Here is a 16,439-nt window from a genome sequence, read left to right on the forward strand (position 1 = left end):
GTGCTGGAGCGCGAATTCCCAGCCGTTGATCGATGCCTTCTGGTCGCTGTTGATCGGCGTCGTAATCTCGAAATTGACCAGCGGATCGCCCGGTGCAGCATTGATGATATTGCCCGTCACCGTGTCGGGGAATGTCGTGATGATATACTGCCGGATGTCGGCCACCGTCGCATCCGCGCCAAGCGCAGCGATTGCAGCATTCCAGCGCGGCCCGTTTACCGGCGTCGTCAGCCCGAATGCGCTGGAGTCGATGCGGGTTGAAGATATGAAATTGCTCACATCCTTGTGGAAATACCCGACCGACACATAGCTGTCGCGCCCGTAATACCACTCCGCCGACAGGTCGATATTCTTCGACTTGTATGGGATCAGCCCCGGATTGCCCTGCGCGCCCGTGCCGCCGCCGACGCGGAACAAGGTGTCGATCGTGCGTCCGCCCTGCATACTGGCATAGTCGGGGCGCGTAATCGTGTGACTATATGATGCCCGCAGCTTGACGTCCTCCATCGGGGACATGTCGAAGTCGAATGCGGGCAGCCAATTGTCGTAGGACCCCTTGAAGCGCGTGAAATCGCTTTCGTTTGAAAAGACCACGTTGAATTCATTGTCGCCGATCCAGCGGGTCGTGGTGGGTACGGGCACCAAGGCCGCCGACGAAATATCGGTGGTCTCATACCGGATACCCGCCCGGAAGTGCGCCGGATTCTGGAACAGGTCGAACACCGTGCCGACTTGCAGATAGGGCGCAAGCGTCTTTTCAGAAATACGCCGATCGGTGTTGAAATTGGCAAGGCAAGTGCCTGGCTGCGCCGATCCCGTCGCCGGATTGCTGCACGTCTGGAAATTCTGTTCGACCAGATCGGCCATCCGCTCGAAATCGAAGGTATAAAAGCTCTGGATCATCCCGTCGCGGGCAAGCCCCGGGAATTTGTCCGGCAGCGTCACGAGCGAGAAGATATCGTCGGGGATGCTCGACGCCGGACCGGCGCCGCCCCAGGTATCGTCGTTCTGGATCGTGCCGAACGCCGAACGCACCTTGCTGTCGACATAAGATACGCCGAAATCGATGCTGTCCAGAAAGCCGCCATCATGGTCATATTGGCCGCGCAACTGCACCTGGTTGATCCGGTTGCGGAAGAATGCGTTGCGGAACGCGTTGCCGGTCGGGGTGATCAGCGACGTGTCCAGCGGGTCGATACCCGGATACATGCCATAGGAAATGATCGGCAGGTCGTTCTCGAAGTTGATCGTCTGATTCTGGACGCCGAAGACCGCGTTGCCCAGCGACATGCTCGACCCGAAGCGGTTGACCGGATTAACCTCTGCCGTCGAATGATGACCATCGAGCTCGAATGTGACGCCGCCCGGCCCCTGCCATTCCAGATTGACGCCGATCGAGTTGTTTTCGGCGCGGTTCTCGGTCAGCGCGCCGCTATACGAAAGATCCTTGCCGCCATAGAGCGCATTGGGACCGGGGACCCCGGTGGGTGCCGCAAAGCGTTCGCTGTAGAACAGCGGGCCGGCAACGGGGCCATCGGTCCAGGCGCTCGACGTGTCTTCATGGTTGAACCACACGCCGACATTGCTGTTGCGCGTTTCGACGGTGTTGCGCGAATAGATATAGTCGACCGTCGCGGTGAACGCGTCGCTCGGACGGAATTGTAGAACCGCCTGCCCGTTGATGCGCTCGCGATTGACATCGTTAAGGTCGTAGGACGCGTTCTGCGGGACCTGATACACATCGGTCGGGTCGGGCCGGTTGGTGATGTTGGCAGCGCGCGGAGTCCCCGGCTGCGCCAGCGAACCCCAATTGTTTTCGCTGCCCAGATAACCGTCGCGCCAGCCGACATTCGCGGTGTTCGTGCTCGACTTGCGCTTCTGGTATGACCCCGCAACCATGATACCGATCGTGTCGTCGGCAAAGGTGGTGCTAAAAATGCCCGACACTTCGGGAGTAATCGGATTGCCTTGGTTCCGCGACGAGTCATACACGCCCTTGACCGACAGGCTGCCGCGCATGCCCGGATTGTCGAGAGGGCGCGGCGTGCGGATGTTGATCGACGATCCGATGCCGCCCGACTCGATCGTCGCACGGCCGCTCTTGTAAACCTCGACCGACGCAATGCCTTCGGACGCCAGGTTGGCAAAGTCGAAAGAGCGCGACGAGGGCGCGCCGTCGCCGCCACCGATCAGCGCGGTCGGCATTTGGCGGCCGTTGACGGTGACCAGGTTGAATTCGGGACCGAAGCCGCGGACGGTCACGAGCGAGCCTTCGCCGTTCGAGCGGTCGATCGACACGCCGGTGATGCGTTGAAGCGATTCGGCGAGGTTGGTGTCGGGGAATTTGCCTATGTCTTCGGCCGAAATCGCATCGACGACGCCTTGCGCCTCGCGCTTGATGTCGGCGGACGCGGCAAGGCTGGCCCGGATGCCGGTCACGACAATCTCGTCGCCATTCACCTCGTCGGCCGGCGGCGCATCCTGCGCAATCGCCGTCTGCGCCGCGCCCATCAAGGACAGCGCCGACGTTCCCACCAGAAATTTGGCAAGCCAGTATTTTTGAGACGCCCGCATCCCTATTCCTCCCAAATAGCCGCTCTTTTGCTGGCGGCATTCCCGTTATGTGAACGTTATCTAAATGGGAACGTTCTCATTGTCAACGCATCGGCTGTGGCATTTGGGTCACAATATGACAGATTTATGCCGCAAACGTATGCAGAATGAACGACGCTCGCGCGGGTGTCAGCGGCTCCAGCGCGCAAAAATGGCGGTGGGAAGCAGCAGTCCCCGCGCCTCTTCGCGGACCACTAACTCACCGCACTCGACCCTGCCCGGCAGGTCGGCAAACAGCTGCGCCAGAAGCTCCCCGATCGCGAGTGCCGACATGCGCACCGCATAGACTGTCAGGAACAGCGCACGACTGTCGGCGTCGAGCAATTGGCGGCAGTCGGCGAGCAGCGGCCCAAGCCCCTCCTCAATCTGCCAGCGTTCGCCGCCGGGCCCGCGGCCGAACTTCGGCGGGTCGAGCAGGATCGCATCGTAGCGCCGCTCGCGCCGCACCTCGCGCGCTGTGAATTTGCCCGCATCATCGACGATCCAGCGCACCGGCTTGTCAGCCATGCCCGCGAGGTCGGCGTTCTCGCGCGCCTGCCCCACCGACTTTTTCGACGCATCGACATGCGTGACCGACGCGCCTGCGGCGGCAAGCGCCTGGCTGCCCACGCCGGTATAGCCGAACAGGTTCAGGAACGCCGGGTCCGCCTTGTCGGCGATCTGGCTGCGCAGCCAATCCCACACCGGTGCCATGTCGGGAAAAAAGCCCAGGTGCCGAAACGGCGTGCATTGGGCGGTGAAGCGCGTTTCGCGCCAGCCCAGCGGCCAGCCCTCGGCGGGAACGGGCTTGTTGTAATACCAGCGGCCACCGCCATCATCGTCCGACGCCGGGATAAATTCGCCATCGGCCTTTTCCCATTCGCCGGCGGGCAGCGCGGGCGCCCACATCGCCTGCGGTTCGGGGCGGATGAAGCGAAAGCGGCCATAGCGTTCCAGCTTGCGCCCGTTTCCGCTGTCGACCAGCCCATAATCGTCCCACGCTTCGCCGACGAGCGTGACCAGAGGCAGCAAATCAGCCACGCGCGGCTTCCGCAAGGACAAAGGCTTTTACCGCGTCATAGTCGCCCGGCAGGCGGGTATAGCGTTCCTCGCGGTCGAACAGGTTGCCGAGGCGCGCGGGCAGCGGCGGCCGCACGCCCGTCGCGCGCTCGACCGCTTCGCGGAACTTCGCCGGATGCGCCGTCGCGAGCGTGACGACGGGGATGTCGGCGTCGATTTCGAGCGCGCGTGCGGCCGCAAGGCCGACGGCGCTGTGCGGATCGATGATCTGCCCGCCATGCTCCTGCGCCCAGCGCAGCGCGAGCGCCATCGCGTCGCCGTCGATGCTCGCGCTGGAAAACAGGTCGCGCGCGCCGGCCAGCATGTCGGCGGGGATCGTCATCGCGCGGTTCGTGTCGAACTCGCCCATCATGCCAGTGATCGCGTCGCCGTCGCGCCCCGCAAGGTCGAACAGCAGGCGTTCAAAATTGCTGCTGACCTGGATGTCCATGCTCGGTGTCGCGGTCGGCGTGACCGTGCCCGCGCTATAGTCGCCGCTGGTCAGCGCGCGGTGAAGGATGTCGTTGACGTTGGTCGCGACCACAAGCCTTGCGATAGGAAGGCCCATTTGCGCCGCGACATAGCCTGCGAACACATCGCCGAAATTGCCCGTCGGCACCGAAAAGGCGACCGGGCGGTCAGGACCGCCAAGCCGGACCGCGGCATAGAAATAATAGACGACCTGCGCCATCAGCCGCGCCCAGTTGATGCTGTTCACCGCCGACAGATTGACCTGGCCGCGCGCCTCTTGGTCGTCGAACAGCCGCTTCACCATCGCCTGCGCATCGTCGAAGCTGCCGTCGATGGCGATATTGTGGACGTTGGGCGCCAGCACCGTCGTCATCTGGCGGCGCTGGACGTCGCTGACGCGGCCCTCGGGATGCAGCATGAAAATCTGGATATGCTCGCGGCCTGCGACCGCTTCGATCGCTGCCGATCCGGTATCGCCCGACGTCGCGCCGACGATCATGATGTTCGTATCGCCGCCGGCAAGAAATTTCTCGAACAATTGCCCCAGCAATTGCAACGCGACGTCCTTGAACGCCAGCGTCGGGCCGTGGAACAGTTCGAGCAGCCAGTGGCGATGATCGAGCTGGACAAGCGGGGTCACGGCATCATGGCTGAAACGGCCATAGGCGGCGCGGCAAAGCTCGCGCAGCTCATCCTCGGCCAGCACCCCCTCAACGAAGGGCCGCATGATCCGCACCGCGGTTTCGGCATAGTCGAGCCCAGCGAGCGCGCGGATATCCTCAACCGTCATCTGCGGCCATTTCGACGGCACATAAAGGCCGCCGTCGCTGGCAAGGCCCGCAAGGGTTGCGGCACGAAAGTCGAGGGTCGGCGCGGAGCCGCGGGTGCTGATATAGTCCATGACGCAAATGCGCCTAGCGGTGGAGGCTCACGGCCGCAAGCGGCGACGGACCGCCAATATATAGATGACGAGCGCCGCGGCGGCGAACAGGAACCATTGCACCGCATAGGCAAAATGGTTGTTCGGCGTGTCGTCGGCCGATGGCACCGCGCTGGCACGCAGCCCGGCGACGGGCACGTCGGCGACGAGCATCGCGCGCGCAGGGACCGCCTTGTCCATCGCGCGCTCCATCACGGTCGGCTGTTCGGGGCCGGGCACGATCGTTCCTTGCACCGTCCCGCCGCTCCATTTGGGCGGCGTGAAACCGTCACCGATCCCGACATCGACCAGCACCCCCGGCCCCTCCGCGCCCGTCCGGCAATCGGCGATCATGCGGATGCCCGACTTGCCCCGGCGATCGGTGCCGCTGCGCTGGTCCCAGCGCACGGGTTCAAGGCAGACGACGCTGCTCTTGCGGTAAAGAAAATTCTCGGAAACGGGAGGCAGTTCGGGATAGGCGACCGTAGCCGACATCGCCATATTGCGCTGGAACAGCGCGATCAGCGCCTCTTTCTCCGCCTTGCGCTGGAGCTGCCAGACCCCGAGCGCAACCATGACCGCCACTGCGACGAGCACGAGCAGCGTCGGGATCAGCGGCCAGCCGCGTGTGGGTTCGGTTGCCGGTACGGAGGATTCAGTCATCCGTGTCCACCTTGCGACCCTCGGCCGCCTGACGCTGATGTTCGCTCGCCAGCAAGGCACCCTTGCCGACGCGCAGGCCATAGACGACCGCCGCGGCGGTCAGCGGAACCCACAGGATGATATGCACCCAGATCGGCGGCCGCACCAACGCGTCGAGGGTGAGCGCGATCGCGATGAGCAGCGCCCCGATGATCAGAGTAAGAAAGGCCGCGGGGCCATCGCCGACATTGTAGCGACTGTAATCGAGCGAACAGACGCGGCACCGCGCCTCGAACTTTACCGCCCCGTCGAAAAGGGTCGACGCACCGCATTCGGGGCAGAGACCAAAAAGGGCAGCGCGCCAGACTGGCGGCTGCCCCTTTTGAATATGGTCGCCAGTCGGCAATTTAGTGCGCGGCGACCGGCGCGCCCCAGCCGCCCCAGACATAGACGATGATGAAGAGGAACAGCCACACGACGTCGACGAAGTGCCAATACCAGGCCGCCGCCTCGAAACCGAAATGTTGGGTCGGGGTAAAGTGGCCCTTGTAGGTCCGCGCCAGGCAGACGATCAGGAAGATCGTGCCGACAAGCACGTGAAAACCGTGGAAGCCGGTCGCCATGTAGAAAGCCGAGCTGTAGTTGCTCTGCCCGAAGCCCCACGGGGCGTGGGCATATTCATAAGCCTGGATCATCGAAAAGATGACGCCGAGGATGATCGTCAGCCACAGGCCCTTCTTCAACCCTTCGCGGTCGCCGTGGATCAGCGAATGGTGCGCCCAGGTGATCGTGGTGCCCGAGCAAAGCAGGATCAGCGTGTTGAGCAGCGGCAGCGAGAAAGGGTCGATGACTTCGATGCCCTTCGGCGGCCACATGGCGATCGCGTCGGCGCCCTCCTGTCCGAACAGCGACGTGACCGCGCCTTCGGCATATTCGATCGGAACCGGGAACAGCGAGAAGTCGAACCACGCCCAGAACCAGCCCACGAAGAACATCACTTCCGATGCGATGAACAGGATCATGCCGTAACGCAGGTGCAGCTGGACAACCGGAGTGTGGTCACCGGCATGGGCTTCGTTGATGACATCCGACCACCAGCTGAAGAAGGTCGCGATGACGCCCATGAAGCCGAGGCCAAGGACCCATTTGCCGATGCCGCCGAAATAGTCGTCGTGCATTGCCATGACGAGCCCGAAGAACATCACACAGGCAGCAACCGAGCCGATGAGCGGCCAGACGCTGGGATTTACGAGGTGGTAGTCATGATGTTTCGCACCGGACATGGCGTTTTTCCCGTTTTTAGCAGCCCCAGCATGACGATTCCCCATCATCTGCCGGTCTTGTTAGACTCTTGTTGGCGGCCTTAGCTCGCCTTTTTACCCCCGTCTACCGCATCTACAGGGTGGAAGGTGTAGCTCAGGGTGATTTCCTGCACGTCGCGCGCGTCGGGATCGTCCATGATCTTGGGATCGACGAAGAACAACACCGGCATACGCATCTGCTGCCCCGGCTCCAGCCGCTGTTCGGTGAAGCAGAAGCACTGAATCTTGGTAAAATATTTGCCCGCCTGATCGGGGGTCACATTGAAGCTCGCCGTCCCGACAACCGGGCGCGCAGAATTATTCTCGGCGATAAAGATCGCCATGTCGCGCGCGCCGACGCTGACCGTGTCGCGCGGGTGTTCGGGATAGAATTTCCACGGCAGGTTCGGTGAGACATTGGCGTCGAAACGGACCGAAATCGTCTGGCTCAATATCTCGGGCTCGGCCGCGGCGGCGACCGGATCGTAACGCTGGGTGGTGCCACCAAAGCCTGTGACACGGCAGAACAGGTCGTAAAGCGGCACCGCGGCAAAGCCAAGGCCCGTCATCGCGACCGCAATCAGCGCCGCAAAGCTTGCTGTCCTTGCGTTCGGAGACAAGCGCCCGATCATGAGAAAATCTGCATCTTCGCAATGGTGATGAAGAAAAAGAGGATCGCCAGTGCACCCAGCATCCACGCCATCATGTTCGCGCGGCTGCGCTGACGGCGCCGATATTCGGCCTCGTCAAAGGGTTCGGGATTCGGTTTTTCGGTCATAGCGGCCACCAATGGTCGGCAACGACAGCGCCGAACAATATGAAAAGATAGGCGATCGAATAAGCGAACAGGCGCTTTTCGGGTTGCATCAGGTCGCCCTCGCCCGTCGTGCGCGTGCCGACCTGGATCGACAGCGCCACGAACACCGCCGACAGGATCGCCGCGGTCCAGCCATAGAGCGCGCCGGTATAGCCCAGCGGCCAGGGCGCGATCGCCGCAGCAGCCATGATCAGCGCATAGAGCAGGATCTGGCGCCGCGTCGATTTCTCGCCCGCGACCACCGGCATCATCGGGATGCCCGCCGCAGCATAATCCGAGCGAACGAACAGCGCCAGCGCCCAGAAATGCGGCGGCGTCCACAGGAAGATCAGCAGGAACAGCAGCACCGGCAACGGCGCGACCGCCCCCGTTGCGGCGACCCAGCCGATCAGCGGCGGAAAGGCGCCCGCCGCGCCGCCGATAACGATATTCTGCGGCGTCCGCGGCTTCAGCCACATCGTATAGACGAAAACGTAAAAGAGGATCGAAACGCCGAGCAGCAGCGTCGCCTGCCAGTTGGAGGCAAACAGCATCAGGAACAGCGAAAAGGCCGCCAGGCCGACGCCGAACTGCAACGCCGTCTGCGGATCGAGCCGCCCGGCGGGCAGCGGTCGGCCCGCGGTCCGCTTCATCTTGGCGTCGAGCCCCGCTTCATACCATTGGTTGAGCGCCCCCGAAGCCCCTGCCCCCAGCGCGATCGCGAGGATCGACGAGAAAGCAAGCACGGGCGGCACGTCACCCGGCGCCGCGAGCAGGCCGCACAGGGCGGTAAACACCACCAGCGACATCACGCGCGGCTTGGTCAGCGCGAACAGGTCGCGCCAATCGGCGGGAAGCGCCGTTTCGCCGTGGGTCAGGCTCTGCGCCATATTTACTCCGGCCCGAAAATCGTGCGCCCCCTGCCGTCAGGCAGCAGGGGGCAGCACAAATCAGGCGATACGCGGCAGTTCGTTGAACTGGTGGAACGGCGGCGGGCTCGACAGCGTCCATTCGAGCGTCGTCGCGCCTTCGCCCCACGGGTTGTCGGCGGCCTTCTTGCCCGCGAACAGCGAGTAGAGAATGTTCACGAAGAAGAACACCATGCCGGCGGCCATGATGACATAGCCGAACGACGAGATGTAATGCCAATAGGCATAGGCTTCCGCATAATCGGGGTAACGGCGCGGCATGCCCTGCTGGCCCAGGAAATGCTGGGGGAAGAACATGACGTTCACGCCGATGAAGAAGACCCAGAAGTGCAGCTGGCCGAGCAGCTCGCTGTACATCCGGCCCGACATCTTCGGGAACCAGTAATAAAAGCCGGCAAAGAGCGAGAAGACCGCGCCCAGCGACAGCACATAGTGAAAGTGCGCGACGACATAATAGGTGTCGTGCAAATTGGTGTCGACGCCGCCGTTGGCAAGCACGACGCCGGTCACGCCGCCCACGGTGAACATGAAGATGAAGCCGAGCGACCACATCATCGGCGTCTTGAACGTCATCGAACCGCCCCACATGGTGGCGATCCAGCTGAAGATCTTGATGCCCGTCGGGACCGCAATGACCATCGTGGCGGCGGTGAAGTACATCTTCAGGTTCACGCTCATGCCGACCGTGAACATGTGGTGCGCCCACACGATGAAACCGACGACGCCAATCGCAACCATGGCGTAGGCCATGCCGAGATAGCCGAACACCGGCTTTTTGCTGAAGGTCGAGATGATCTGGCTGACGATGCCGAAGCCCGGCAGGATCATGATATACACTTCGGGGTGGCCGAAGAACCAGAAGAGATGCTGGTAAAGCACGGGATCGCCGCCGCCTGCCGCATCATAGAAGGTGGTGCCAAAGTTGCGGTCGGTCAGCAACATCGTGATCGCGGCGGCCAAAACGGGCAGCGCGAGCAACAGCAGGAAAGCGGTGACGAGCACCGACCACACGAACAGCGGCATCTTGTGCAGCGTCATGCCCGGTGCGCGCATGTTGAAGATGGTGGTGATGAAGTTGATCGCACCCAGGATCGACGCCGCGCCTGCAAGGTGGAGCGAGAAGATCGCCATGTCGACCGCGGGACCAGCCGAACCGCTGGTCGACAGCGGCGCATAGACGGTCCAGCCGGTGCCGGCACCATTGCCGCTGCCGCCCGGAACGAACATCGATCCGACCAGCATGACGAACGCCACGGCGGTCAACCAGAAGGACACGTTGTTCATGCGCGGGAAGGCCATGTCGGGCGCGCCGATCATCAGCGGCACGAACCAGTTGCCGAAGCCGCCGATCATCGCCGGCATGACCATGAAGAACACCATGATCAGGCCGTGCGCGGTGATCATCACGTTCCAGAAATGCTTGCCCGCAACCTCGTCGGCTCCGCCGCCGAGGGCGCTCGCCCAGCCGCCCAGATACTGGACGCCGGGTTCGGCGAGTTCGAGGCGCATCATGCCCGACAGCGCGCCGCCGATGATGCCCGCGAGGATCGCGAAGATCAGGTAGAGCGTGCCGATGTCCTTGTGGTTCGTCGACATGAACCAGCGGACAAAAAAGCCGGGCGTGTCGTGATCATGGTCGTCATGCGCGTGGCCGTGGCCGTGCGCGGGTGCAGTCGCTGCGATATCGGTCATCTGTCGGACCCCTTGTTAATTCTTGGCAGCCGGCGCGGCGGCGGGCGCCGCTGCGGGCGCAGCTTCGGGTGCAGTGGTCGTGGCGGCGACCGGCGTTGCGGCGGGTGCCGCGGCCGGTGCAGCGGCAGCGGGTGCCGCGGCGACCGGACCAGCCGGGTTTCCGCCTTTCGAGCGGACCCATGCTTCCCACTTGTCGACCGGAAGCACCTCGACGGCGATCGGCATATAGCCATGATCGACGCCGCACAGTTCCGAACACTGGCCGTAATAGACGCCGACCTTGTTCGCGGTGAAGGTCGTTTCGTTGGCGCGGCCGGGGACCGCATCCATCTTGGTCCAGAAAGCGGGGACCGCAAAGCTGTGGATCACGTCGGCGCCGGTGATGATCAGCTTTACCTGGCGGCCGACGGGGACGACCATGCGGTTGTCGACGGCGAGGTGATAGGGCTCGCCCGCCGCTTCGGCCTTGTCCTTGGGCAGGATCTTCGAGACATATTCGCCAATGCCCTGATCGGGATAGGCATAGCCCCAATACCACTGATAGCCGGTGACCTTGATCGTCAGCGCGTCCTTCTTCGGCGGTTCATATTGCGCCGCGAGCAGACGGATCGACGGCACCGCGATCACCGCGAGGATCAGCACCGGAATGGCGGTCCAGATGATTTCGATGAAGGTGTTGTGCGTCGTCTTCGACGGCACCGGGTTCGCCTTGGCGCGAAAACGGAACATCACCCAAAGCAGAAGGCCGAGGACGATCAGCGTGATCACCGTGATGACGGGCAGCAGGATGACATGGTTGAACCAATAGGCCTGTTCGCCGATCGGGCTGACCTGCGGCTGAAAATCAATGCCTTTGTCGACCGGCTGACCGACCCCGGGGGTCGGCTTCATCGGGACATAGGTTGCATCGCCGGCGGGAACCGCGGCGGTGGTCGCGGCCGGTGCCGCCGTATCATTGGCGGCCGGAGCCGGATTCGCCACAGCCGTTGCAGCGGGTGCTTCGGCCGGAGCCGCTGCGGGCGAAGCCGGGGTCTGGGCATGGCCCGCGCCCACCGCGCCAAGCGACAAAGCCGCCGCAATTACAAGGGTTTTCAAGCTCTTCATAAGGATAGTGCCGCCCGTTGCCTGTTGTTCTTATCGATGCCCCACCCCCTTTTCGATAGCGGCCGGACACGCGTCGCGGCAGCCGGAAAGAGGCTGAATCTCGCGGGCGCTATAGACCCGCTTGCCGCTTGCCTCAAGCATCTCTAACACTATTTTGCGGCTGGATAATCTCTGCCGCCAAAACCCGGTCGCCTGGCACAGGCGACGCACTGGACAAAAGAACAATTCTCCCATGACCGATGACGAAATCCTGGCCGAATTCCGCGCCGCCGACGCCTTGCTGCAAGGCCATTTCCTGCTCTCCTCGGGCCGCCACAGCGAATATTATCTGCAATGTGCGCGCGTGTTGATGGACACCGAACGCGCCGGACGGCTGGCCGTCGCGCTCGCCGCCAGGCTGCCGCGCGAGTTGAAGCAGGCCATCGACATCGTCGTCTCGCCCGCGATGGGCGGCGTCATCATCGGGCATGAAATGGGCCGCGCGCTCGGCAAGCCCGCGATTTTCGTGGAGCGTCCGACCGGCACCTTTGAATTGCGCCGCGGCTTCACGATCGAACCCGGCGCCAAGGTTCTGATGGTCGAGGATGTGGTGACCACCGGCCTGTCGTCGCGCGAAGCGATGGATGCGGTCCGCGCCGCGGGCGGCGAAGTCATCGCCGAAGCCGCGCTCGTCGACCGTTCGGCCGGAAGCAACATCGACCTCGGCGTGCCCTTCTATCCGCTCGTCGCGATCAATTTCCCGACCTATGCCGCCGACGAACTGCCGCCTGAACTTGAGGGCACGCAAGCCGTCAAGCCCGGCAGCCGGAGCGTCGCGGCTTGAACGCCGTCCCCTCCCCGCACCGCCTGCGGCTCGGCGTCAACATCGACCATGTCGCGACGATCCGCAACGCGCGCGGGGGCGAACATCCCGATCCGGTGCGCGCGGCGGAGATCGTCGCGGCGGTCGGCGGCGACGGCATCACCGCACATCTGCGCGAGGACCGGCGCCACATCCGCGACGACGACCTCGCGCGCATCCAGGCCGCGACCGACCTTCCGCTGAACCTCGAAATGGCGGCGACGGACGAGATGCTCGAGATCGCGCTGCGCCACAAACCGCATGCGGCGTGTATCGTCCCCGAAAAACGCGAAGAACGCACGACCGAAGGCGGGCTCGATGCGGCGGGCCAACACAATCACCTCGCCCCCATCGTCGCGCGGCTTAACGACGCCGGCATCCGCGTCAGCCTGTTCATCGAACCCGATCCGCGCCAGATCGAAGCCGCGATGCGGCTGCGCGCGCCCGTCGTCGAATTTCACACCGGCCGTTACGCGCACGTCGAGGGTGAGGAGCGCGCCGCCGAGTTGCGCCGTCTTGCCGACGCCGCCGCGCTGGCATGGAAGAACGGCATCGAACCGCACGCCGGCCACGGCCTGACCTATGAGAATGTCGTGCCCGTCGCGGCGATCCCGCAACTCGCCGAACTCAACATCGGCCATTATCTGATCGGCGAGGCGATCTTTACCGGGCTGGAAGACGCGGTGCGCCGGATGCGCGACCTGATGGACGAGGCGCGGTAGATGCACCGGGGCGTTCGGACCCTTCTGCTCGGCATGATATTTGTCGTGTCGCATCCCGCGCAATCCCGATCGCTGGCGATGCCGCCTCCCTTTCTCGGCGTTTCAACCCTCCAACACATGTGCGACGAAAAGCTCGAAAACGCCGAGGACCCGGCATCGCGCGGGGTTGCCGGCGAATGCCGCGGCTATATCCGGGCGGTCGTCGATCGCTACTTCGCCACTGAATTCAAGCTGAAAAATGGCCGAATCATACCGCCATGCGACTGGCGCGCGACGACCGACCAGCTGATCGCCGCCGTCCGCGAAAGCGTGAACGGGCCGGTGGATTACAGCTCTATGTCGCCCGCCGAGCCGTGGTTGCGGGCGATGCTGAAGGAAAGATGCGAGGTCTGAACTATGATCATCGGCCTCGGCTCCGACCTCTGCAATATCGAACGCATCCAGGCCTCGCTGGACCGCTTTGGCGAGCGGTTCGAGAATCGCGTCTTTACCGATATCGAGCGCGCGAAGGCGGCCCGGCGGCCGTTCACCCGCGCGGGGACCTATGCCAAGCGTTTCGCCGCCAAGGAGGCGTTCTCGAAAGCCGTCGGCACGGGCTTCAAACGCGGGGTGTTCATGAAGGACATCGGCGTGGTCAATGCGCCCTCTGGCGCGCCGACGCTGGCGCTGACCGGCGGCGCGGCCGAACGGCTCGCGGCGATGATCCCACCGGGGCATAGCGCGCATATCCATCTGACGCTGACCGACGACCATCCGTGGGCGCAGGCCTTTGTCATCATCGAAGCAATCAAGGACTGAGGTTATAATGGCGAAGGGAAAGACGAAGGATGACGGGGGCTGGGGCAAGCTGATCCGCGATATCGTGGTGATATTGCTGCTCGTGCTCGGCATCCACAGCTGCGTCGCGAAACCCTTCTATATCCCATCCGATTCGATGATGCCGGTGCTGCGCAACGGCGACCGGCTGATCGTCAGCAAATATCCCTATGGCTGGTCCTATTCGTCGGTCAGCTTCCACCTCGCGCCCAAGGTCGAAGGTCGCCTGTTCGGCAAGCTGCCGCAGCGTGGTGATATCGTCGTCCTCGAACATCCGGTGACGCGCATCGACTATATCAAGCGCGTGATCGGCCTGCCTGGCGATCGCGTCCAGCTCACCAACGGCGAGCTCAGCATCAACGGCAAGCCGGTGAAGCGCGAGGTCCAGCCGATGCTGACGATCCCGGTCGACCCGAACCTGCCCGGCCCCGACAGCAGCCTCTATCGCTTCATCGGCCGCGGCACCGATGGCAAGGAGGTGCTCGAACTTCCCATCGTCCGCGAAACGCTGCCCGGCGGCGCCACGTTCGACACGATCGACATGGGGCCCGGCTACACGACCGACGATTATGGTCCCGTCACCGTCCCCGCGAACCATCTGTTCCTGATGGGCGACAACCGCGACGGCAGCGCCGACAGCCGGGTCGGCACGAACCAGAAAGGTCTTGGCGGACCCGTGCCGTTCGACGCGATCGCCGGACGCGCCGAGATCGTCAGTTTTTCGACCGACGGAACGGCCGAATGGTATAACCCGTTGAGCTGGTTTAATGCCTTGCGATCGGGCCGTGCGGGAACCGACCTGCGACCCGAGCGTCAAAGCGACTAGCACAACGGGGGAAAAGCGATGGCGGCGACAAGGAAAACAACCGGGACACGCGCCGCCGGCGCCGACACGCACAAGGAAGCCCCCGGCCCCACCGAGATTCGCAGCCAGCCGGTCAGGACCGAATTGCTGAAAGCAGGCATATGGCTTGGCCTGGCGCTGCTGATCGGCGTGTGCATCATCCTGATCCAACCGATCCTGCTGATCTTCGCCGGGATCGTCATGGCGTCGATGCTCGATGGCGGTACGCGGCTGCTGGGCCGCATCCTGCCGATCGCGCGCGGCTGGCGGCTGCTGATCGTTTGCCTTTCGCTCCTCGTCTTCATGGTTTGGACTGCGATGTTCGCGGGCTCGCAAATCGCCGATCAGGCCGCGACCTTACAGACGGTCGTCATGGGGCAGATCGAAAGGGTTGCGGCATGGGCCAGCGACCATGGCATGGGCAATTTCCAGCTCGACACAAAGACCATCTCGGACAATTTTGCGGGCACATTCGGGCGTGTCACCGCGGCGGTCGGATCGGTGCTTGGCGGCCTCACCAGCCTGGTGATGATCATCGTCCTCGGTATCTTTATCGCGATCGAGCCGCGCCTTTACGAACGCGGCGTCGCGTGGATGCTGCCGATGAAGAGCCGCGAGAATTTCTACATCACCACCGCGCGCATGGGCTTCACCCTCCGCCGTCTGATGGCGGGACGCCTGCTCGGCATGCTCGTCGAAGGCGTCGGCACCTGGCTCGCCTGCCTTGCCGTCGGCATTCCGATGGCGGCGCTGATGGGCCTGCTCACCGGCCTCCTCGCCTTCATTCCCAATATTGGCGCGATCGTCTCGGGCGTGCTGCTCGTCCTCGTCGGCTTCTCGGCGGGTACCGACACCGGCCTCTGGGCCATCGCCATCTATTTCATCGTCCAGACGGTCGACGGTTATCTGATCGTGCCGATGGTCGCGAAAAAGACGGTCGACCTCGCTCCCGCCCTCGTCCTTGGCGCACAGATATTGTTCGGCGCGCTGCTCGGCCTGATGGGCCTCTTCCTCGCCGACCCGATCGTCGCGATGATCAAGGTCGCGTTGGAACGAGAGGCTGAACGCAACGCAGGCAACGCCGAAACGAAAACGGCGACGGGCTCCTAACCCGCCGCCGCTTCGGCCTTCGTCAGGCTGTGTCGCTTATTGCTGCGGCGGCATAGCGGGCGCGCCCGGAGGTCCAGCCGGACCGCCTTGCTGTTGCATTTGCTGCATCTGTTGCATCTGCTGCTGCATCGCGCGAACTTCGGCCTCCGAACGGAAGTCGAGCAGCGTGACGTCGAAATGCAGCGTGCTGCCCGCCGGGATCGGTCCGACCGCGCGGTCGCCATAGCCGAGTTGGGCGGGAATGGTGATTTTATACTCGCCGCCCTTTTTCATACGGGTCAACGCTTCGGAAAAGCCCGGAACAACCCCTGCAACCTGCATCGGCGCCTGTTCGTTCGCGTCAAAAACGGTGCCGTCGTCTAGCTTGCCTTCATATTTCACCAGCACGACGTCGGCTTTGGTCGGGCTCGGCCCGGTGCCTTCCTTGACGACCTCGAACCCGATGCGCGGGGTCATGTGCCAGGCGAAGGCTGCACCGGCGACGAGCAAGGCTGCAAGGCCGAACCACATCAGCCACAGGCCGCCCTTGCTCACCGGACGCAATGGAACCGTCGTTACGCTCATTTTCAGAGATCCTTCCGCTGCCCCGGCCGGGGCGAAA

General features: G+C 63.5%; 18 protein-coding genes. 6 read left to right on the plus strand and 12 right to left on the minus strand.

The window, feature by feature from the left end; all coding sequences use genetic code 11:
• The 11 genes from A3E77_RS17600 to coxB form a co-directional block, all read right to left on the minus strand.
• A partial coding sequence (locus A3E77_RS17600) for a TonB-dependent receptor (RefSeq protein ID WP_293648366.1) occupies positions 1-2,574 on the minus strand: 2,574 nt, incomplete at its 3' end.
• Positions 2,575-2,742: 168 nt separating this feature from the next.
• A complete protein-coding gene (locus A3E77_RS17605) occupies positions 2,743-3,621 on the minus strand; it encodes a class I SAM-dependent methyltransferase (RefSeq protein ID WP_293648654.1) in 879 nt (292 codons plus the stop codon).
• Between the two features lie 4 nt (positions 3,622-3,625).
• Positions 3,626-5,023 (minus strand): threonine synthase, encoded by a 1,398-nt coding sequence (gene thrC / locus A3E77_RS17610; RefSeq protein ID WP_293648369.1) that lies wholly within the window; start codon positions 5,021-5,023, stop codon positions 3,626-3,628.
• Between the two features lie 27 nt (positions 5,024-5,050).
• On the minus strand, positions 5,051-5,704 hold the full coding sequence (locus A3E77_RS17615) for an SURF1 family protein (protein WP_293648372.1): 654 nt from the start codon (positions 5,702-5,704) through the stop codon (positions 5,051-5,053).
• Positions 5,697-6,089, minus strand: coding sequence for a DUF983 domain-containing protein (locus tag A3E77_RS17620; RefSeq protein ID WP_293648375.1), 393 nt, complete (start codon positions 6,087-6,089; stop codon positions 5,697-5,699). The genes A3E77_RS17615 and A3E77_RS17620 overlap by 8 nt, the downstream gene beginning before the upstream one ends.
• Before the next feature lies 1 nt (position 6,090).
• A complete protein-coding gene (locus A3E77_RS17625) occupies positions 6,091-6,966 on the minus strand; it encodes a cytochrome c oxidase subunit 3 (RefSeq protein ID WP_293648378.1) in 876 nt (291 codons plus the stop codon).
• An 80-nt stretch (positions 6,967-7,046) separates the two neighbouring features.
• Positions 7,047-7,616, minus strand: coding sequence for a cytochrome c oxidase assembly protein (locus tag A3E77_RS17630; protein ID WP_293648381.1), 570 nt, complete (start codon positions 7,614-7,616; stop codon positions 7,047-7,049).
• On the minus strand, positions 7,613-7,762 hold the full coding sequence (locus tag A3E77_RS17635) for a hypothetical protein (RefSeq protein WP_293648383.1): 150 nt from the start codon (positions 7,760-7,762) through the stop codon (positions 7,613-7,615). The genes A3E77_RS17630 and A3E77_RS17635 overlap by 4 nt, the downstream gene beginning before the upstream one ends.
• Entirely contained in the window at positions 7,759-8,670 is a 912-nt protein-coding gene (locus A3E77_RS17640) for a heme o synthase (RefSeq protein WP_293648385.1), read from the minus strand. The genes A3E77_RS17635 and A3E77_RS17640 overlap by 4 nt, the downstream gene beginning before the upstream one ends.
• A gap of 60 nt (positions 8,671-8,730) precedes the next feature.
• Positions 8,731-10,401 (minus strand): cytochrome c oxidase subunit I, encoded by a 1,671-nt coding sequence (gene ctaD / locus A3E77_RS17645; RefSeq protein ID WP_293648387.1) that lies wholly within the window; start codon positions 10,399-10,401, stop codon positions 8,731-8,733.
• 15 nt (positions 10,402-10,416) lie between these two features.
• Complete coding sequence (coxB, locus tag A3E77_RS17650) at positions 10,417-11,505, minus strand: cytochrome c oxidase subunit II (protein WP_293648390.1); 1,089 nt, start codon at positions 11,503-11,505, stop codon at positions 10,417-10,419.
• Between the two features lie 232 nt (positions 11,506-11,737).
• Here coxB and pyrE point away from each other — a divergent pair, with 232 nt between their 5' ends.
• The 6 genes from pyrE to A3E77_RS17680 are packed head-to-tail and all read left to right on the plus strand — an operon-like array spanning position 11,738 to position 15,838.
• The gene (gene pyrE / locus A3E77_RS17655) at positions 11,738-12,328 is read left to right on the plus strand and encodes an orotate phosphoribosyltransferase (protein ID WP_293648393.1); all 591 of its coding nucleotides are present in this window, start codon (positions 11,738-11,740) and stop codon (positions 12,326-12,328) included.
• A complete protein-coding gene (locus A3E77_RS17660) occupies positions 12,325-13,068 on the plus strand; it encodes a pyridoxine 5'-phosphate synthase (RefSeq protein WP_293648396.1) in 744 nt (247 codons plus the stop codon). The genes pyrE and A3E77_RS17660 overlap by 4 nt, the downstream gene beginning before the upstream one ends.
• Before the next feature lie 45 nt (positions 13,069-13,113).
• Positions 13,114-13,461, plus strand: coding sequence for a Rap1a family protein (locus A3E77_RS17665; RefSeq protein ID WP_293648399.1), 348 nt, complete (start codon positions 13,114-13,116; stop codon positions 13,459-13,461).
• Between the two features lie 3 nt (positions 13,462-13,464).
• Complete coding sequence (acpS, locus tag A3E77_RS17670; protein WP_293648402.1) at positions 13,465-13,866, plus strand: holo-ACP synthase; 402 nt, start codon at positions 13,465-13,467, stop codon at positions 13,864-13,866.
• Between the two features lie 7 nt (positions 13,867-13,873).
• Positions 13,874-14,710: a signal peptidase I gene (lepB, locus tag A3E77_RS17675; RefSeq protein WP_293648405.1), complete on the plus strand. Its 837-nt coding sequence runs from the start codon at positions 13,874-13,876 to the stop codon at positions 14,708-14,710.
• Positions 14,711-14,728: 18 nt separating this feature from the next.
• Positions 14,729-15,838 carry an AI-2E family transporter gene (locus A3E77_RS17680; protein WP_293648408.1) on the plus strand — a complete coding sequence of 370 codons (1,110 nt, stop codon included), beginning with the start codon at positions 14,729-14,731 and terminating at the stop codon, positions 15,836-15,838.
• A gap of 36 nt (positions 15,839-15,874) precedes the next feature.
• Here A3E77_RS17680 and A3E77_RS17685 read toward each other — a convergent pair whose 3' ends face one another.
• Complete coding sequence (locus A3E77_RS17685) at positions 15,875-16,402, minus strand: FKBP-type peptidyl-prolyl cis-trans isomerase (protein WP_293648411.1); 528 nt, start codon at positions 16,400-16,402, stop codon at positions 15,875-15,877.
• Between the last annotated feature and the right edge of the window lie 37 nt (positions 16,403-16,439).

Origin of the sequence: Sphingopyxis sp. RIFCSPHIGHO2_12_FULL_65_19 (genome assembly GCF_001830555.1) — a bacterium.
Taxonomy (GTDB): domain Bacteria; phylum Pseudomonadota; class Alphaproteobacteria; order Sphingomonadales; family Sphingomonadaceae; genus Sphingopyxis.